We start from the raw sequence: 18,483 nt of genomic DNA on the forward strand, positions 1-18,483 counted from the left end.
ACGGAGTACCGGAACGGGGCCGAACTCCCATGCCCACGCCCGCCCTTGCCGCCGCCCTCGCGGACATCGACACGGTCTTCAACGGTTTCGCGAGCCCGAACGAGACCGGCTGCGGCCGCTGTCACCTGCCCGAGGAGACCGCGTATCTGCGCACGCCGTACGTGCGTGTGCCCGTCGACGTGGTGCAGATGTACCTCTTCGAGGTGTCCGACCACTTCGACGACCACGCGGCCGCGATGCGCCGCCTGCTCCCGCAGGGCGCACGGGCGATGACCGACGGCACCCTCGACGCGATCGGCTACGGCTGCCACGGGCTGAGCCGGGTGGACTGGCGCTCCTGGCCGGCCGAGCAGGCCGCGGCGATCGATGCCTTCCTGCGCGCATGGTGGCAGGACGCCCTGACGGCCGCCGAACCGCCGTACGCCATCGACGACATCTTCGACATCTGTGTCACGATCGCGCAGAGCGTGCGTCCGTTCCTCGACGGCTGGCCCCGAGGACCGGTCGCCGACACACACCTCGTCCACTGCACCGACGTGTGGCTCTACGACCTGCTCTCCGACCGCTCCCCCTTTTCCTGGTGGTACGACGACAGCGAGGAGGCGGGCCTCGCCGAGCTGCGTACCTGGCTGGCCGGCCCCGGTGCCGCCCGCCTGCACGCCCTGGGTGAGTACGACCTCGCCGTCCGCAGCGAACTCCTGGCCCTGCCCTACGACGACCGCTGGGCGCACGCCTACTGGGACAGCGCCTCCGCCACCAACTGAGCGTTGGACCGGGCCCGTTCACCGTCCGGCAGGACCAGGGTGTCCTCCAGGCCGATGCGGATGGCCAGGCCCAGCCGTCCGGCCAGACGCAGCACCGGCCAGGTACCGCCCTCCTCGCCGTGCAGCAGCACCGGGCGGCCGTGAGCCTGGCCCAGCTCGCCCAGCAGGGCCCGCGCCGTCGCCTGCGCCGTCGCCGGATCCGGGTCGGTCACCTCCGCGAGCACCCGCAGCACCCTGGGTCCGAGCGGCGAGGCCGCGAACCGGGCCGCTGCGTCGGTGCCGGACCAGATGCCCGCCTCCACACCGACACCCCGGGCGAGCAGGTGCTCGGCCACCTCCTCGGCGCCGGGCTCATGCCAGTCGACCGAGGCGAAGTCGGGCAGCACGGACCAGTCGCGCACGCGGTCGAGGCGGGCGGCCGGGTCGGGGTCGGTCCAGGCGCCGGTGGTCACCCCGACCGGTACCCGCACCCGTGCCCGTATCGCCTCCAGGGTCGGGGCGAGCACTCGTGGGGACAGGCTGTCGTGCCCGCACGGGGTCTTCGGGTGGACGTGGATCTCCGTGGCGCCGGCCGCGACTGCCTCGGCGGCGGACCGTGCCAAGTCCTCGGGAGACAACGGCACGCACGCGCCGTCCGTGGCCGAGCGGCGGCCGTTGAGACACACCTGCGTCATGACTCGATGGTGCCGGACGCCACTGACAGCGGCCCCGCAGCACATCTCACGAGGCCCAACGGCACCTCCGGGAACACCCCATGGCGCGTCCCGGCAAGGGGTGCGGCATCCCCCTGCGCACCCCCCGGTTCCACCCCCCTGCCGATCAGGCCGAGATCAGCAGCCGTCCCCGTCCGGCGCACGCCGGCGCCTGGGGCGTGAGCACGGGCCGGGGCACGAGGATCCCGCAGTCCGTGCAGACCGGACCGGACGAGGGCTCGTGGTCCAGGTCGTACTTCCACACGAGGCGCTCACCGGAACACACCGGGCAGGCCGAGCCCGGTTCCCGCTCCAGCGCGGCGATCAGCCGGCGCAGCACCTCGGCCAGGGGCTCGTCGGGGTGGACCCGCGGGTCGTCGCACCAGGCGACCCCGAACCCGCCCCAGGTCAGCCGGTGCCAGTCGTCCACGCTGCCCGGCCGCCGCAGCCCGTCGTGCTTCTCCTTCTTGCGGCGCTCGGCGAACTCGCCCTCGTAGGTGAGCCAGACCTCGCGCGCCTCCTCCAACTCCTCCAGTGCGGCCACGAGCCGCGCCGGGTCGGGGGAGCGGTCCTCCGGACCGAAACCGGCCCGGGAGCACAAGTGGTCCCAGGTCGCCCGGTGCCCGTAAGGAGCGAACCGCTCCAGGCACTTACGCAGTGAGTAGCGTCGCAGTGCCAGATCACACCGCGGATCGCGCACCTGTCTCGCCAGACTTCGGAATCCGGCCATCGCCCTGCACCTCCGTCACACCTGCGTCCGCACTTCGGTCACTTCGGCGTCGCCGTACGGCATTCGCGCGACGTCGCCGAGTAGACGTATCGACACGCGATCCGGCTCCATCCGATTTCCGATGCCCTCCCATAAGGCGCCCCGGGTTGACCGCCGGGCGCACCGGTCCTCGTGACTCCAAAACTTGACGCATGCTCATCTTCAATCCCGGGGATACCGGCGGTAACGTCCGGCCCACCCCCGTCGGGAGGAGCAGCCATGCCACGGCGCACCCCACGCAACGTGTTGTTCGACAAACTGAGAACTCCCCGCAGGCTCACCGGGTTCCTGAAGACGGCATCCGTATGCGTTCTGATCGCAGGAGTGCTCTCCCCGCTCACCCAGGCAGCGGCGGCTCAGAGCGCCATGGCCTCGAACGACTACTGCGGCGGCCAGTGTTCGGACATCCTGCCGCCGGGCGAGAACGGCAACGCCACCCTCGCCCAGATCCTGCTCAACCAGGCCTTCGGCACCCAGCCCTCCCATGCCGAGGACCAGCTCGGCCCGTACGCCAACCTGGCGACCGGCTACTCGGGGCTCACCGACGCGAAGGTCAACACCTTCTTCAACGACGCCTCGTTCGGCGTCCCTTCCGACCAGGTCGCCTCCACCGAGAAGCCGGCCGGCCGCAGCGACGTGACGATCGTCCGTGACAAGAAGACCGGTGTGCCGCACATCACGGGCACCACCCGGTACGGCACCGAGTTCGGCGCCGGGTACGCGGCCGCCGAGGACCGGCTGTGGCTGATGGACGTCTTCCGGCACGTGGGCCGCGGCCGGCTGACCACCTTCGCCGGCGGCGCGGCCGCCAACCAGGGCCTCGAGCAGCAGTTCTACCGCAACGCGCCGTACACCGAGGCCGACCTGCAGGCGCAGATCGACAACGCCGTGGCGAACAACGGCGCCCGCGGGCAGCAGGCCCTGGCCGACGCCAACGCCTACCTCGCCGGCATCAACTCCTACATCGACGCCTCCGACAGCGGCCGTTACTTCCCCGGCGAGTACGTCCTGACCGGCCACAAGGACTCCATCACCAACGCCGGCACCATAGACCACTTCAAGATCACCGACCTGGTGGCGCTCGGCTCCGTCGTCGGCTCGCTCTTCGGCTCCGGCGGGGGCGGCGAGGTCAACAACGCGCTCTCCCTGATCGCCGCCCAGTCCAAGTACGGCGTGGAGGAGGGCACCAAGGTCTGGGAGTCCTTCCGCGAGCGCAACGACGCCGAGGCCGTCCTGACCGTCCACAACGGCGAGAGCTTCCCCTACGCGTCCAGGCCCGACGACCCCAAGGGCGAGGCCCTGCCCGACGCCGGCTCGGTGACCGAGGAGCCGCTGGTCTACGACCGCACGGGCAGCGCCGCCACCGCGAGCGCCACCAGCGCCTCCACCACGGCGGCCAAGACCACCCTCAGCTCCGCCAAGCGCGGCATGTCCAACGCCCTCGTGGTCGGCGGCAAGTACACCGCCAGTGGCCACCCCATCGCCGTCTTCGGGCCGCAGACCGGCTACTTCGCCCCGCAGCTGCTCATGCTCCAGGAGATCCAGGGCCCGGGCATCAGCGCCCGCGGCGCCTCCTTCGCGGGCCTGAGCATGTACGTCGAACTGGGCCGCGGCCAGGACTACTCCTGGAGCGCCACCACCTCGGGCCAGGACATCATCGACACCTACGCCGTCGAGCTGTGCCAGGACGACTACCACTACCTGTACCACGGCACCTGCACCGCGATGGACAAGGCCGAGCAGAAGAACGCGTGGAAGCCGACGACCGCCGACGGGACCGCGGCGGGGTCGTACACCATGCGGGTCTGGCGGACGAAGTACGGCCCGGTGGAGTACCGCGCCACCGTCGGCGGCAAGAAGGTCGCCTACACCACCCTGCGCTCCTCCTACCTGCACGAGGCCGACTCGATCATAGGCTTCCAGATGCTGAACGACCCCGACTACGTCAAGGGCCCGAAGGACTTCCAGAGCGCGGCCCAGCACATCAACTACACCTTCAACTGGTTCTACGCCGACTCCCGGCACACCGCGTACTACAACAGCGGTGACAACCCGGTGCGGGCGAGCGGCGTGGACGCCGAGTTCCCGGTGTGGGGGCAGGCGGCGTACGAGTGGAAGAACTGGGACCCGGCCACCAACACCGCCGACTACACCCCGGCCTCCGCGCACCCCAACTCCGTCGACCAGGACTACTACGTCTCCTGGAACAACAAGCAGGCCAAGGACTACGCGACCGCGTCCTGGGGCGACGGGTCGGTCCATCGCGGCAACCTGCTCGAGGACCGGGTGAAGAAGCTGGTCGCGGCCGGCGGGGTGACCCGTACGAAGCTGGTGCAGGCCATGGCGGACGCGGCCCTCGCCGACCTGCGCGCCGAGGACGTGCTGCCCAAGCTGCTCAAGGTGATCAACTCCTCCCCGGTGACCGACTCCACGGCCGCCGGCGCGGTGAACAAGCTCCAGGCGTGGGTGACCGCGGGTGCCAAGCGCACGGAGACCTCGGCGGGTTCGAAGGCGTACGCCGACGCCGACGCGATCCGCATTCTGGACGCCTGGTGGCCGCTGCTGGTGAAGGCGGAGTTCGAGCCCGGCCTGGGCAGCGATCTGTACACGGCGTTCAGCAACAACCTGCCCGTGGACGAGGCCCCGTCCGCCGGACACGGTCCGACCGGTTCGCACGCCGGAAGCTCCTTCCAGTACGGCTGGTGGAGTTATGTCGACAAGGACATCCGGGCGGTGCTCGGTGAGTCCGTGCAGGGCCCGCTCGCCCGGCAGTACTGCGGCGGCGGCAGCCTCAGCGCCTGCCGGGACAGCCTGATCAGCACCCTGAAGCAGGCGGCGGGGCTGACCGCCGCCCAGGTCTACCCGGGCGACGACCAGTGCTCGGCCGGCGACCAGTGGTGCGCCGACTCGATCGTCCAGCGCACCCTGGGCGGCATCAAGCACGGCAAGATCAGCTGGCAGAACCGGCCGACCTTCCAGCAGGTCGTGGAGTACACCTCACACCGGTGACGTCCGAACGGCGGCGGGTCAGGCGATACGGCCCGCCGCCAGCACCACCCGCGCCAGCTCCGGGTGCACGATGTCGCTGTGCGCCCCGGACGGCGGGCCCCCGCGGTGGACGACCGCGGCCGTGTCGACGTTCACACAGCCCGAGCCGGGCAGCGCCCCGTTCAGGGCCGCGGCGAGGTCCAGCTTCGCGGTGCCCGGTACCGCCTGCACCCCGTCATGCCCCATGGCTCCCCACTCGGGCCCCAGCACGGCCGCGACGTCGACACCCAGGACCGAGTGGTCGTCCCCCGCGAGACGCGAGGCGAGCGGATAGAAGGTGCCGAGCGCCTGGTCGAAGTGCGAGTGGCAGCACACCAGCGGGCCGTCGATCCGCTTCTGCCGGTCCTTGAGCGCGCCCGCGGTGTCCGGGTCCTGGGGCAGTCGGGCCGCGAACGCGTAGTGCGAGAAGGCGCCCTGCAGCAGCGTCACGGACTTCACCACGCGCACTCCGTCGGGCAGCCCGCGCAGCGCGAACGCCACCAGCCGCCCGCCGAAGCTGTGTCCGACCAGATGCACCCGCACACCGGGGACCGCATGGGCCAACTGCCCGACGAAGGGCCCGAGTCCGTGCTCGCCGACCGTCCCGGCCCGCCGTTTCATCGTGTAGTACGTCGCCTGCCGCAGCAGCTCCTTGGCGCCTTCCCAGGGGTTCGGCAGGCGGAACTCGGCGTGCGGCCCGGTCAGGGCGTCGGCGAACTCCCCGCAGGCGGTCGCCGTGTCCCCGCCGAGCATGAGGGGCTCGCCCTGCTGCGAGGTGTCCGCCGCGGCGAGCGGCTGGGTCGTCCCGACCAACTGCCGCACCAGCTGCCCGAACTCCGCCAACCCCGCGTCCCCGTCCGGCTGTTCGTCCAGCATCCGGGCCAGCCGGTCGAGTTGCCCGGCCCGGTCCGGGAAGGTCCTCAGCAGCGCGCGCCGGGTGCCCGGGTCCAGCGCCGGGCCCGCCGCGAGAGCGGGCGCGGCGCTCGGGAAGTCCGGGATCGGCTCGTCGCAGAACCGCATCGACGGCCAGATCACACCCGCGTACCCGATCCGCGCCCGCGGCGCGAGTTTCGGGATCGGGGCGAAGAAACGCCGGTACAGCGCGGTGGCGCCCGAACGGTCGTTGTTCCAGCCGTGCGCGAAGACGATCAGGTCACGGACGCCCTGGTCCGTGACCTGCGCCAGCAGCCGGTCGCGTTCGGGGCCGTCCACGTCCCCGTCCGCATCGAAGGTCAGCTCCCAGTAGGGAGTCACGCTCATCCCAGGATCCGCCATGCCAGGCTCCCTCGTCCCCCGAACGACGCGATGTGGGCGTATCGTCCTGCGCCGGGGCAGAGTTGGCCATACAACGCGGGTCACTCGTACAGCAGATATTCCTTTCGAATGCTCCGGAAAGCCGCCAGCTCGTCCTGCCAGGCGGCGACCACCTCGTCCGTGTCCGCCCCCGCGTCGATCATCGTCCGCACAAGGGTGGAGCCGGTGAGCTTGTCGATCCAGTTGTCCGACCGCCAGGCGAAGCCGTCCCAGACCTTCCGCGCGGTCACCAGCAGAGCGATCCCGGTGCGTACGGGGTCGTAGGCGGCCCGGTCCCGCACATGGATCTGCACGCCCCCGACGGTCTTGCCCTGGAACTTGGAGAAGGTGGGCGCGAAGTACGCCTCCCGGAACCGCACACCCGGCAGCCCCAGCTCGTTGACCGCGGCGGCCCAGCGCCCGTCGACGCCCTCGGCGCCGAGGAGTTCGAAGGGCCGGGTGGTGCCGCGGCCCTCGGAGAGGTTGGTGCCCTCGAACATGCAGGTGCCCGAGTACACCAGCGCGGTGTCCGGAGTCGGCATGTTCGGGCTCGGCGGCACCCAGGGCAGACCGGAGTCGTCGTAGAACCGTGTGCGCTTCCAGTCCGTCATCAGGACGGTCTCCAGCGGGACGGGCGTGCTCAGGAACTCCCCGTTGAACAGCCGGGCCAGCTCGGCGACCGTCATGCCGTGCGCCTGCGCGATGGGTTGGCGGCCGACGAAGGTGGCGAACTCCTTGTGCAGGACGGGGCCCTGGGCCGAGCGGCCGGTGACCGGGTTCGGGCGGTCGAGTACGACGAACCCCTTGCCCGCGAGCTGGGCCGCCTCCATGCAGTCGTACAGGGTCCAGATGTACGTGTAGAAGCGGGCGCCCACGTCCTGGATGTCGAAGACGACCGTGTCGACGCCGGAGGTGGTGAAGATGTCCGCCAGCGGGCGGCCGCTCTTCAGGTACGTGTCGTAGACCGGCAGGCCGGTCGCCGGGTCGTCGTAGCGGCCTTCGGAGCCGCCGGCCTGGGCGGTGCCGCGGAAGCCGTGCTCGGGGCCGAAGACCGCGGTGAGTCTGCAGCGGGGGTCGGCGTGCATGACGTCGACGATGTGGCCGGCGTCTCTCGTGATGCCCGTGGGGTTGGTGACGACGCCGACTTTCTGGTCGGCCAGGAGGGCGTATCCGTCGGCTGCGAGTCTTTCGAAGCCGGTGTGCAGTTGTCCGCGGTGCTGGGGTGTGACAGGAACGGCTGCCATCGTGGCCGATGCGAGAAGGCTCCGTCTGGACATGCGCATGGGGTGACCTCCGTCTGTGTGGAAGGTGCCGGCCGTATGTGGTTGCTCGCGCCCGCGCGGCGGAGCCGCAGATCGACACCGCCCCGCGCCCCTAGGTTGGAGCAGTCACCCTTCCTTTTACACATACCGACTGGTTAGTCTGGTCGTTGCTGAGCCGAGTCGCGTCGTGTCGAAGGAGACCGATGGTGGAAGCCGTGCAGGATGCGGGAGTGGTCGTCACCGGGGCGGGCGGGGGGATCGGGGCCGCGTTGGCCCGTAGGTTCGCTGCCGAGGGGGCCCGGGTGGTGGTGAACGACCTGGATGGCGACAAGGCCAAGGCGGTGGCGGACGAGATCGGTGGGATCGCCATGCCGGGTGACGCCTCCGCGATCGTCGACGACGCCCGTGACGCGCTCGGCGGCGCCGTGGACGTCTTCTGCGCCAATGCCGGGGTCGCCTTCGAGGACGCGGGTGCCGGTGTGCCCTTCGACGAGAAGTCCTGGGCGCTGTCCTGGGACGTCAACGTGATGGCTCACGTCCGGGCGGCCCACGCGCTGCTGCCGGACTGGCTGGAGCGCGGGCGTGGACGGTTCGTCTCCACCGTGTCGGCCGCCGGACTCCTTACCATGATCGGCGCCCCCTCCTACGCCGTCACCAAGCACGGCGCGCTGGCCTTCGCCGAGTGGCTGTCGCTGACCTACGGCCACCGGGGCGTCAAGGTCCACGCCATCTGCCCGCAGGGCGTCCGCACCGACATGCTGGCCGCCACCGGCAGCGCGGGCGACCTGGTGCTGCAGCCGACCGCGATCGAGCCGGAGGCGGTCGCCGAGGCGCTGTTCCAGGGCATCGCGGAGGACCGCTTCCTGATCCTGCCGCACCCCGAGGTCGCCGAGTACTACCAGGCGCGGGCCGCCACCCCCGACCGCTGGCTCGCCGGCATGAACCACCTCCAGCAGAAGTGGGAGGCCACCCGGTGAGCGCCTCGCCGTACGCGGCGCGGCCCTGGCTGGCCCTGCTCAACGAGGTCCAGCGCGGGCCGGTCGACCCCGCCGACTCGCTCGTGCACGCCCTGCGCGCGGCCGTCGCCGACGCCTCCGAGCGGACCTTCCTCGCCTACTTCGACGCCCGGCTGAGCTACCGCGAGGTCGACGAGCTGAGCGACTCGGTGGCCGCCCACCTCGCCGGGCGCGGTCTGGAGCGCGGCGACCGGGTCGCCGTCCTGCTGCAGAACTCCCCGCACTTCGTCCTGGCCGTCCTCGGCGCCTGGAAGGCGGGCGCGACCGTCGTGCCGGTCAACCCCATGTACAAGTCGGCCGAGGTCGCCCACGTGCTGCGGGACGGCGAGGTCGCCGCGCTGATCTGCTCCGACCGGGCCTGGGAGTCGTATCTGCGGGACACGGCCGCCGACTCGCCGGTGCGGATCGTGCTCACCGCGTGCGAGCTGGACTTCCAGACGCGGGACGACGCGCGCGTGCTCGCCTTCGAACGGCTGCCCCAGGCCCCCGACGCCGACGATCTCGTGGCCGTCGCGCGGCAGGGCGGCACGGCGCCCGAGGGCCGCGATCCGCTGCCCGGCGACATCGCGCTGATCAGCTACACCTCGGGCACCAGCGGCACCCCGAAGGGCGCCACCAACACACACGGCAACATCATGCACAACGCCGAGCGGCAGCGGACCGGGCTGGCCCTGCCGGAGGCACCCGTCTACTTCGCGCTCGCACCCCTGTTCCACATCACCGGGATGGTCAGCGAGTTCGCGTCCTGCCTCACCAGCGCGGGCACGCTGGTGCTCGCCTACCGCTTCGAGCCTGGCGTTGTCCTGGACGCGTTCGCCGAGCACCGGCCGCAGTACACCGTCGGCCCGTCCACCGCCTACATGGCGCTGGCCGCCCACCCGGACGTCACCTCGGAGCACTTCACCTCCTTCGTGTGCATCGCCTCGGGCGGCGCCCCCGTGCCGCCCGCCCTGGTGGAGAAGTTCCGCGCCCGGTGCGGTCCGTACATCCGCACCGGCTACGGGCTCACCGAGTGCAGCGGGGCCGCCGCGGCCGTCCCGCCCGGACTGGAGTCGCCCGTCGATCCGGCCTCCGGGACGCTCGCAGTGGGCGTGCCCGGCGCCGACACCCTCGTGCGCATCCTGGACGAGCAGGGCGAGGAGGTCCCCTTCGGCGAACAGGGCGAGATCGTCGTCCGCGGGCCCCAGGTCGTCCCCGGCTACTGGCGACGTGCCGAGGCCACCGCCGAGACCTTCCCGGACGGGGAGCTGCGCACCGGCGACATCGGCTTCATGGACGCACAGGGCTGGCTCTACGTCGTCGACCGCAAGAAGGACATGATCAACGCGTCCGGCTTCAAGGTGTGGCCGCGCGAGGTCGAGGACGTCCTCTACACCCATCCGGCGGTGCGCGAGGCCGCCGTCGTGGGCGTCCCCGACGGCTACCGCGGGGAGACCGTCAAGGCCTACATCAGCCTCCGTCCGGGCACCGAGGCGGACCCGGATGAACTCGCGGTGTACTGCAAGGAGAGACTGGCTGCCTACAAGTACCCGCGCCAGGTGGAGATCCTGCCCGACTTGCCCAAGACGACGAGTGGGAAGATCCTCCGTCGGGAACTGCGTTCCCGCGCCCACGACAATCAGCAGTAACGACGGAAAGGCAGGTGGCGGCAGTGCCCAGGACGACGGACGGAGACGGGACGCCCGTTCCGCAGCGGCTGCTGAACGCCGCCACCCGCCTCTTCGCCGAGCAGGGCTACGACCGCACCTCGGTGCAGGAGATCGTGGAGGCGGCCGGCGTCACCAAGGGGGCGCTGTACCACTACTTCGGCTCCAAGGACGACCTCCTGCACGAGGTGTACGCGCGCGTGCTGCGCGTCCAGCAGGAGCGGCTGGACCATTTCGCCAGCATGGACGCGCCCGTGGAAAAACGGCTCAGGGGCGCGGCCGCGGACGTCGTCGTCACGACGATCGAGAACCTCGACGACGCGATGATCTTCTTCCGCTCCATGCACCACCTGAGCCCGGAGAAGAACAAGCAGGTGCGCGCCGAGCGCCGGCGCTACCACGAGCGCTTCCGCGCGCTCATCGAGGAGGGCCAGCGCGAGGGCGTCTTCTCCACGGCGACCCCCGCCGACCTGGTCGTGGACTACCACTTCGGCTCGGTCCACCACCTGTCAACCTGGTACCGCCCCGACGGCCCCCTCACCCCCCAGCAGGTCGCCGACCACCTCGCCGACCTGCTGCTGCGGGCGCTGCGGCCGTAGCAGCGTAGAGATACCTGTAAGGGGCGGTCGCCTTCATGGCGGCCGCCCCTTGTGCACGCTCCCTAGAGGTACTTCTTCAGCTCCCGCCGCGCCAGCGACCGCTGGTGCACCTCGTCCGGGCCGTCGGCCAGCATCAGGGTGCGGGCGCTCGCGTACAGCTCGGCCAGCGGGAAGTCCTGGCTCACACCGCCCGCGCCGTGCAGCTGGATGGCCCGGTCCAGGATGCCGACCACCGCGCGCGGGGTGGCGATCTTGATGGCCTGGATCTCCGTGTGGGCGCCCTTGTTGCCGACGGTGTCCATCAGCCAGGCCGTCTTCAGCACCAGCAGCCGCAGCTGCTCGACGGTGACCCGGGCGTCGGCGATCCAGTTCTGGACGACACCCTGCTGGGCCAGCGCCTTGCCGAAGGCGGTGCGTGAGACGGCCCGCCTGCACATCAGCTCGATCGCGCGCTCGGCCATGCCGATCAGCCGCATGCAGTGGTGGATCCGGCCCGGCCCGAGCCGGGCCTGGGCGATGGCGAAGCCGCCGCCCTCCTCACCGATGAGGTTCGACGCCGGCACGCGCGCGTGGTCGAAGATCACCTCGGCGTGGCCACCGTGGGAGTGGTCCTCGTAACCGAAGACCTGCATCGCGCGCTTGACCGTCACGCCCGGGGTGTCGCGCGGGACCAGGATCATCGACTGCTGGCGCCGGATGTCCGCCCCGTCCGGGTCCGTCTTGCCCATGACGATGAAGATCTTGCAGTCGGGGTTCATCGCCCCGGAGATGTACCACTTGCGGCCGGTGACGACGTACTCGTCCGTGCCGTCGGAGGCTCGCTCGATGAGCGTGGTGATGTTCGTGGCGTCGGACGAGGCCACGTCCGGCTCGGTCATCGCGAACGCCGAGCGGATCTCACCGGCGAGCAGCGGCTCCAGCCACTGCTTCTTCTGCTGCTCGTTGCCGAACTGCGCCAGCACCTCCATGTTCCCGGTGTCGGGCGCGGCGCAGTTCGTCGCCGTCGGCGCGAGGTGCGGGGAGCGGCCGGTGATCTCGGCGAGCGGCGCGTACTGGAGGTTCGTCAGCCCGGCGCCGTACCCGGCGTCCGGCAGGAAGAGGTTCCACAGGCCCTGCCTGCGCGCCTCCGCCTTCAGCTCCTCGACCACGGCCGGCGTGTCCCAGGGCGAGGCCAGCGCGGCCCGCTGCTCCTCGGCCACCGCCTCCGCCGGATAGACGTGCTCGTCCATGAAGGCGAGCAGCTTGGCGCGCAGTTCCTCCGTGCGCGCGTCGAACGCGAAGTCCATGTCCGGTCAGCCTTCCTGAAGAGTGGTCAGTCCGTGGTCGATGAAGACGGGCACGAGTTCGCCGATGCGGTCGAAGCCGCGCCCGACCGTCTGGCCGAGCGTGTACCGGTAGTGGATGCCCTCCAGGATCACGGCGAGCTTGAACCAGGCGAACGCCGTGTACCAGGAGACGGTGGAGACGTCCCGGCCCGAGCGCGCCGCGTACCGCTCGATCAGCTCCTGCGGGGACGGGTGCCCCGGGGCCTCGGCGGTCGTGGACACCGGCGACTGGGGCATCCCGAGCGGCTGGCTGTACATCACCAGCAGGCCCAGGTCGGTCAGCGGGTCGCCGAGGGTCGACATCTCCCAGTCGAGGATCGCCTTGATCTTGTCGTCGTCGCCGATCAGGACGTTGTCCAGGCGGTAGTCGCCGTGCACGACTGCGGGCGCGGGGGAGGTGGGCAGGGCACGTCCCAGTGCCGCGTGCAGCTCGTCGATGCCGGCCAGCTCGCGGTTGCGGGAGGCGTCCAGCTGCTTGCCCCAGCGGCGCAGCTGCCGGTCCAGGAAACCCTCGGGCCGGCCGAAGTCGCCCAGGCCCACCTCGGCGGGGTCCACCGCGTGCAGTTCGACCAGCGTGTCCACCAGGGACAGCACCGCGTTCCGGGTACGCTCCTCGCCCAGCGGGGCGAGCTGGTCCGCGGTGCGGTACGGGGTGCCCTCGACGAACTCCATGACGTAGAACGGCGCCCCGAGCACCTCCTCGTCCTCGCACAGCAGCACCGGGCGGGGGACCGGCACGTCCGTCGGGTGGAGCGCGCTGATCACCCGGTGCTCGCGCTTCATGTCGTGCGCGGTGGCCAGGACGTGGCCGAGCGGCGGGCGCCGCACGACCCACTTCGAGGTGCCGTCGGAGAGCGCGTAGGTGAGGTTCGACCGTCCGCCCTCGATCAGCCGGCCGGTCAGCGGGCCGTTCACCAGACCGGGCCGCTCACGGTCGAGCAGGCCGCGCAGCCGGTCGAGATCGAGTCCGGGCGGGTGGTCGGCGCTCATACATCACTCCTACGAACGGGTGAACTGGACCCGACTTATGATGCCGACCGGTCGGTATGCCGTCCAGTGCCTACGCCGAACGTGGCGAGAAACGTGACCGGAGCCACGATAGGCCGACGGCTCCCCGCGCGCTGCCCGGGGAGCCGTCGGCCGTTCCGCGATACGGGTCAGTGGTCGTCCCAGTGGTCCCCGTGCTCGGCGTGCCGGTGTCCGTCGTGCAGGTAGTCGACGTGGTCGCCGTGCTGCACCTGGGTGTGCCCGCACTCCTCGTGGTGCACGTGCTCGTGGCCCTCGTGCTCGGTGTGGCCGGCCGGTTCGCACTCGTCCCAGTGGCCGCCGTGCTCGCGGTGCAGATGGCCGTCGTGTGCGTAGTCGAGGTGGTCGAGGTGCTGGACGGCGGTGTGCCCGCAGCCCGGGCCGTGGCTGTGGGTGCCGTGCTCGGTGTGTTCCTGGTGGAGGGTGGTCATGTGTTCGCCTTCGAGGGGTACGGAACGGTGACGTCCGACAGGCTACGCGCGAACGGTGCATATCTGGACATACAGGTTGCGTGGCGTGCGAGTACCCCGGAGGGTCGAGGGCATGAAGGGCATCAGCTACAGCCGCTACGGCGGACCCGAGGTGCTGGAGTTCGGGGAGGTGCGCGACCCGAAGGTCGGCCCCGACCAGGTGCTGGTCAAGGTGCGCGCGGCGGCGGTCAACCCGGTCGACTGGAAGTGCCGCGAGGGCTACCTCGACCCAGTCCTGGACGCCGTCTTCCCGGTCGTCCCGGGCTGGGACGTGAGCGGCGTGGTGGTGCAGCCCGGTGTCGCCGTGACGGAGTTCTCCGTCGGCGACGAGGTGATCGGCTACGTCCGCGAGGACTTCCTGTCCCGGGGCACCTTCGCCGAGTACGTCGCCGCGCCCGTGCGCACACTCGCCCGCAAGCCGCGCAACCTGTCCTTCGAGGAGGCCGCCGGGCTGCCGCTGGCCGGGCTCACCGCCTACCAGGTCCTCGTGAAGGCGCTGGAGATCAAGCGCGGTGAGACCGTGCTGGTGCACGCGGCGGCCGGCGGGGTCGGCTCGCTGGCCGTCCAGATCGGCGCCCACCTGGGCGCCCGGATGATCGGCACGGCGAGCGAGCGCAACCACGACTTCGTACGGAGCCTCGGCGGCGAGCCGGTCGCCTACGGCGAGGGCCTGGCCGAACGGGTGCGCGGACTGGCTCCCGAGGGCGTGGACGCGGTCTTCGACACCGTCGGCGGCGACACGCTGAAGACCTCCGCCAATCTGCTCGCCCCCGAGGGTCGGCTGGCGTCCATCGCCGACGCCGAGGCGCTGGCCTACGGCGGCCGGTACTGCTTCGTCCGCCCCGACGCCGAGGACCTGACCCGCCTGACCGAACTGGCCGAACAGGGAGCCGTGTCCGTGCACGTCCAGGAGACCTTCCCGCTGGAGCGGGCGGCGGACGCGCACCGGCTGAGCCAGGAGGGACGCACCCGGGGCAAGATCGTGGTCACGGTGGACTGGGAGACCGAGGAAGGCACCGCCCCGAACCACTAGGACCAGAAGGAGAAGGTGCCGCCTAGAACACGATTGCGGCCGCGCACGCCGCCATCGCCACCGTGCACAACACCGCCGCCGTCGCGTGCCGGGGTGCCAGCGCGGCCGGGCGCGGGCCGGCCGCGAGCGCGCGGATCCGGTGGTGGGCCACCCACAGGAAGCCCAGCCAGAGCGCACAGCACAGGGCGCACAGGACGACGCCGACCGCCGTGGCCCCGCCGTGCAGCGTGGTCTTCACGGCGAGGACGGCGGCCACGGTGCTCGACAGTGTCGTACGCCGCCAGGCCAGCCGGGTGCGCTCCGGCTGCAGCCCGGGATCCCGGGCCTCGGTGCTCACCCCTCCCATCCGACCAGCACCACCAGGACCATCGCGACCGCCACCACCGCGATCACCAGGCTCAGCACCGCCGGGAAACGGGACGTCGGCAGATCCTCGCCCCGCCGCATCGCCCGCTCGCAGCGCACCCAGTGGTTCACCGCACGCAGCGAGCACAGCACGCCGGCGCCGAGCAGCGCGAGCGCCAGGCCGACCCGCCAGGCCCAGCGCAGGTCCGGCAGGAACTGGTCCACCGCGAAGCCGCCGCCGATCAGCGCGAGCGCGGTGCGCAGCCAGGCCAGGAACGTGCGCTCGTTGGCCAGCGAGAACCGGTAGTCGGGGGTGTTGCCCTCTTCCCGCACCTGTTCCGGGGCGAACCAGAGCCGGACGTTCCGCACGAATTCGATCACGCGCAGGACCCTACCGGGGCTTCAGCGGGCGGCACGGAACGCCCTCAGGCGCTCGTACGCCGCCAGTCCGTCCGGCACCCACTCCCACTCGCCGAGCCGCCGCTCCACCTCGTCCTCGGGCAGGAAGTCGTACCACTGGACCTCCTCCGCCTGGGGCCGTACCGGAAGGTCGCACCGCACCTCGTACACCGCCGACCACCAGCTGTTCCCGGCCCCGTCGTCGTACAGGAACTTGAAGAGGAAGGCCGGCCGGGGCAGGCCGGTCACCCCCAGCTCCTCCTCCGCCTCCCGAAGCGCCGCCTCGTCGTAGGACTCGCCGGCTCCCACGACCCCGCCGACGAACATGTCGTAGCGGGCGGGGAACACCAGCTTGGTCGCGGTGCGGCGGTGGACGAAGAGCCGCCCGGCCGCGTCCCGGGCCTGGATGAAGACGCACCGGTGGCGCAGGCCCCGGGCGTACGCCTCGCCGCGTGCGACCTGGGCGACGACCCGGTCGTGCTCGTCGACGATGTCGAGGATCTCGTCAGCAGGGTTCATGCCCGTATCCAAGCAGGGCCCGCGCGGCCGGCTCAGCGTGCCTGGAGGTTCCTCGCGGGCTCCGCCTCCGTGCCGCACGGCATGGCCGGGTGCAGCCCGAGCAGCACGATGCCCGCGACGATCGCCGCGAGCCCCGCCGCCTCCCAGGCCAGCGCCCCGGTGTCGGTGTGCAGCCGGTCGCCGAGGAAGCCCACCCCGCACAGGATGCCGGCGAGTGGCTGGGCCGCGGTGAGCGCGGGCAGGGACATGCGCAGCGGAGCCGTCTCGAAGGCGCTCTGCACCAGGACGAGACCGCTGACGCCGAGGGCGAGCACACCGTAGGGCTGCCAGCCGGTGAACAGCTCCGTGAAGCCGCCCTCGGCGAAGCGGGTGCCGCTCACCCGGGTCAGCGCGTCCTGCACGCCGTACAGCAGCCCGGCGGCGGTGGCCAGCAGCACCGGACCCCAGCTCAGCCGGGAGCGCTTGGCGTACGTCGTGAGCACCATGGCCGCGCCGAGCATGGCGCCGATGATCAGCCAGTGCCGCACCGGGTCGGCGACCGCGCTGCCACCGCGCGGCTCGCCCGCCATGATGAACGCGGTCACGCCGCCCGCGAGCAGCGCGAGACCGGTCCAGCCCTGGCGGCCCAGGGACTGCCTGGTCTGGTGGCGGGAGAGGGCGAGCGCGAACAGCAGGTTCGTGGCGAGCAGCGGCTCGACCAGGGAGATCTCGCCCTTGCCCAGAGCGACGGCGCCCAGCACCATGCCGGCCACCATCAGGGCGATGCCGCCGAGCCAGCGCGGCACCCGCATCAGGTCGAGCAGCAGCCGGAACGACAGGAAGTCGCCGAGGGGTGCCTTCTGGGCGGCGTTCTGCTGGAGTACGAATCCGAAGCCGACGCAGCAGGCCGCGCTCACGGCGAGAAGGAGAACCAGAACGGACACGCTGCGTACCTCGATCATCCGGCCGGACCACGGACGCGTAGTGGCCGACTGTAGCGCTCCCGGGGCCGCATCGCCCCGGAGAGTGCCCGGAACCGGGCGGTTGACGGGTCACGATGCTCCGCCGAGCGGGCCTGCGGCGCCATGGCGTACGCCACAGAAAAGCGCCCGCACCTCGCCCGCGCACCTCGCAATCTGGGTGTCCGTGGCTCAAGTCCCCCTACTCGTAAGTTAGTTGAACGCAGTAACATCCGGGTTCCGCTTGACGCAAACCTTGGCTGAGGGTTTGCTGTGCGTGATCGGTCGATGGCAGCCCGAGAAACAGGAAGTCCTGCGGTGACCCCACTCCCGCCTCTGCTCGGCGCTCGCCGGGCCCCCACGGACCAGTCCGGCGACACCGCCCCGGACGACTCCGGTGCGTTAGAAGCTGCCTTCGACGAGGCGCTCGGCGACGCCGAGCTCCGCGCCGCCCGGGCCGCGTTGGCCCAGGGCCGCTGGCAGGTCGCCCGCTCGTTGCTGCTGCACACCGGCGACGACTGGGACCGGCGGGGTCACCGGGCCACCGTGCTCGCCGCGGAGCCGTACGCCGCCGCCTGGTCCCACGAGTGGCTGCTCGCCGAACCCGGCTCCGCCGACGCCGCCACCCTGCACGCCCTCGCCCTGGTCCAGCGCACCCTGCGCGGCAAGGACGACGCCGACCGGGCCCGCGAGGCCTGCCGCACCGCCGCCGCGCTCACCCCCGCCGACCCCACCCCCTGGCTCGGCCTGCTCCTGCTGGCCCGCACCCGGGGCCCGGAGAACGAGGTGCTGCGCACGTTCGCGGAACTGCGCGAGCGGCATCCCGAGCACCACCACGGACACCACCTGCTGGTCGCCCGGCTCGCCGAGCGGCCGCAGGGCGGCCGGGCCGAGTCCCACGAGGTGTACGACCTCGCCGAGCTGGCCGCCGCCGAGGCCCCCGCCGACTCCCCGCTGGCCGTCCTGCCGGTGGTCGCGTACGCCGAGCGCTACCGGGTCCTGGCCGCCACCGGACTGGCCCCCGCCGACCCGGTCGGCTCCGGGCACTGGGCGGGCCCCCGGGCCCGCCGGATCCTGCGCGCGGCCTTCGACTGGTGGCTGGAGTGGGAGCACGACGACCACCCCCGCCGCCACACCGACCTCAACCACCTGGCGTTCGCCATGTCCTGCGCCGGCCGCCCGGCCGAGGCGGCGGCCCTCTTCCAGCGCATCGGCCGGCACGCCACCCGGGCCCCCTGGTCCTACCCGCACCGCGACGCCTGGCAGGCCTTCCGCACCGCCCGCCACCGCGCACTGGGCAGGCCGCTGCCCGAGGTGTAGGTGAGAAGTGATTACGGAAGTCTGACCTGTGACCCGACTC

General features: G+C 71.6%; 18 protein-coding genes. 7 read left to right on the plus strand and 11 right to left on the minus strand.

The window, feature by feature from the left end:
- The first annotated feature begins 29 nt into the window (after nt 1–29).
- The gene (locus ACWC5O_RS19720) at nt 30–764 is read left to right on the plus strand and encodes a hypothetical protein (protein ID WP_450584467.1); all 735 of its coding nucleotides are present in this window, start codon (nt 30–32) and stop codon (nt 762–764) included.
- On the opposite strand, the gene ACWC5O_RS19725 is transcribed toward ACWC5O_RS19720, so the two are convergent.
- Nucleotides 734–1,438 (minus strand): 3-keto-5-aminohexanoate cleavage protein, encoded by a 705-nt coding sequence (locus ACWC5O_RS19725; protein WP_450584465.1) that lies wholly within the window; start codon nt 1,436–1,438, stop codon nt 734–736. The two genes, ACWC5O_RS19720 and ACWC5O_RS19725, sit on opposite strands and share 31 nt — an antisense overlap.
- Before the next feature lie 145 nt (nt 1,439–1,583).
- On the minus strand, nt 1,584–2,186 hold the full coding sequence (locus ACWC5O_RS19730; protein WP_450584463.1) for a hypothetical protein: 603 nt from the start codon (nt 2,184–2,186) through the stop codon (nt 1,584–1,586).
- Nucleotides 2,187–2,444: 258 nt separating this feature from the next.
- Between ACWC5O_RS19730 and ACWC5O_RS19735 the strand changes: the two genes are divergently transcribed.
- Entirely contained in the window at nt 2,445–5,234 is a 2,790-nt protein-coding gene (locus tag ACWC5O_RS19735; RefSeq protein ID WP_450584461.1) for a penicillin acylase family protein, read from the plus strand.
- A gap of 18 nt (nt 5,235–5,252) precedes the next feature.
- Here ACWC5O_RS19735 and ACWC5O_RS19740 read toward each other — a convergent pair whose 3' ends face one another.
- Together ACWC5O_RS19740 and ACWC5O_RS19745 are read right to left on the minus strand one after the other, a co-directional pair.
- Nucleotides 5,253–6,527, minus strand: a complete 1,275-nt coding sequence (locus tag ACWC5O_RS19740) for a serine-threonine protein kinase (RefSeq protein WP_450584459.1) — start codon at nt 6,525–6,527, stop codon at nt 5,253–5,255.
- 80 nt (nt 6,528–6,607) lie between these two features.
- The gene (locus tag ACWC5O_RS19745) at nt 6,608–7,828 is read right to left on the minus strand and encodes an exo-beta-N-acetylmuramidase NamZ family protein (RefSeq protein ID WP_450584458.1); all 1,221 of its coding nucleotides are present in this window, start codon (nt 7,826–7,828) and stop codon (nt 6,608–6,610) included.
- Between the two features lie 182 nt (nt 7,829–8,010).
- On the opposite strand from ACWC5O_RS19745, the gene ACWC5O_RS19750 reads away from it, so the two are divergent.
- The 3 genes from ACWC5O_RS19750 to ACWC5O_RS19760 are packed head-to-tail and all read left to right on the plus strand — an operon-like array spanning nt 8,011 to nt 11,068.
- Nucleotides 8,011–8,784, plus strand: a complete 774-nt coding sequence (locus ACWC5O_RS19750) for an SDR family oxidoreductase (RefSeq protein ID WP_450584456.1) — start codon at nt 8,011–8,013, stop codon at nt 8,782–8,784.
- Nucleotides 8,781–10,451, plus strand: a complete 1,671-nt coding sequence (locus tag ACWC5O_RS19755; protein ID WP_450584454.1) for a class I adenylate-forming enzyme family protein — start codon at nt 8,781–8,783, stop codon at nt 10,449–10,451. Before ACWC5O_RS19750 ends, ACWC5O_RS19755 begins: the two co-directional genes overlap by 4 nt.
- Nucleotides 10,452–10,474: 23 nt before the next feature.
- Nucleotides 10,475–11,068 carry a TetR/AcrR family transcriptional regulator gene (locus ACWC5O_RS19760; RefSeq protein WP_450584453.1) on the plus strand — a complete coding sequence of 198 codons (594 nt, stop codon included), beginning with the start codon at nt 10,475–10,477 and terminating at the stop codon, nt 11,066–11,068.
- 62 nt (nt 11,069–11,130) lie between these two features.
- Here ACWC5O_RS19760 and ACWC5O_RS19765 read toward each other — a convergent pair whose 3' ends face one another.
- The 3 genes from ACWC5O_RS19765 to ACWC5O_RS19775 all read right to left on the minus strand — a co-directional run bounded on the left by ACWC5O_RS19765 (nt 11,131) and on the right by ACWC5O_RS19775 (nt 13,850).
- Nucleotides 11,131–12,354 (minus strand): acyl-CoA dehydrogenase family protein, encoded by a 1,224-nt coding sequence (locus tag ACWC5O_RS19765; RefSeq protein WP_450584451.1) that lies wholly within the window; start codon nt 12,352–12,354, stop codon nt 11,131–11,133.
- A 6-nt stretch (nt 12,355–12,360) separates the two neighbouring features.
- Nucleotides 12,361–13,383 (minus strand): phosphotransferase family protein, encoded by a 1,023-nt coding sequence (locus ACWC5O_RS19770; RefSeq protein ID WP_450584449.1) that lies wholly within the window; start codon nt 13,381–13,383, stop codon nt 12,361–12,363.
- 167 nt (nt 13,384–13,550) lie between these two features.
- Complete coding sequence (locus tag ACWC5O_RS19775; protein WP_450584448.1) at nt 13,551–13,850, minus strand: hypothetical protein; 300 nt, start codon at nt 13,848–13,850, stop codon at nt 13,551–13,553.
- A 112-nt stretch (nt 13,851–13,962) separates the two neighbouring features.
- Between ACWC5O_RS19775 and ACWC5O_RS19780 the strand changes: the two genes are divergently transcribed.
- Nucleotides 13,963–14,922, plus strand: a complete 960-nt coding sequence (locus ACWC5O_RS19780; protein WP_450584646.1) for an NADP-dependent oxidoreductase — start codon at nt 13,963–13,965, stop codon at nt 14,920–14,922.
- 22 nt (nt 14,923–14,944) lie between these two features.
- Here ACWC5O_RS19780 and ACWC5O_RS19785 read toward each other — a convergent pair whose 3' ends face one another.
- Genes ACWC5O_RS19785 through ACWC5O_RS19800 form a run of 4 tightly spaced genes read right to left on the minus strand, consistent with a single transcriptional unit; the run spans nt 14,945 to nt 17,108 of the window.
- Nucleotides 14,945–15,259: a DUF202 domain-containing protein gene (locus tag ACWC5O_RS19785; RefSeq protein WP_450584447.1), complete on the minus strand. Its 315-nt coding sequence runs from the start codon at nt 15,257–15,259 to the stop codon at nt 14,945–14,947.
- Nucleotides 15,256–15,648, minus strand: coding sequence for a YidH family protein (locus ACWC5O_RS19790; RefSeq protein ID WP_450584445.1), 393 nt, complete (start codon nt 15,646–15,648; stop codon nt 15,256–15,258). The genes ACWC5O_RS19785 and ACWC5O_RS19790 overlap by 4 nt, the downstream gene beginning before the upstream one ends.
- Nucleotides 15,649–15,669: 21 nt before the next feature.
- The gene (locus ACWC5O_RS19795) at nt 15,670–16,185 is read right to left on the minus strand and encodes an NUDIX hydrolase (protein ID WP_450584443.1); all 516 of its coding nucleotides are present in this window, start codon (nt 16,183–16,185) and stop codon (nt 15,670–15,672) included.
- A gap of 32 nt (nt 16,186–16,217) precedes the next feature.
- On the minus strand, nt 16,218–17,108 hold the full coding sequence (locus tag ACWC5O_RS19800; protein WP_450584442.1) for a DMT family transporter: 891 nt from the start codon (nt 17,106–17,108) through the stop codon (nt 16,218–16,220).
- A 333-nt stretch (nt 17,109–17,441) separates the two neighbouring features.
- On the opposite strand from ACWC5O_RS19800, the gene ACWC5O_RS19805 reads away from it, so the two are divergent.
- On the plus strand, nt 17,442–18,443 hold the full coding sequence (locus ACWC5O_RS19805) for a hypothetical protein (protein WP_450584440.1): 1,002 nt from the start codon (nt 17,442–17,444) through the stop codon (nt 18,441–18,443).
- Nucleotides 18,444–18,483: the final 40 nt, after the last annotated feature.

The sequence above is a fragment of the Streptomyces sp. NPDC001450 genome, from assembly GCF_053597295.1.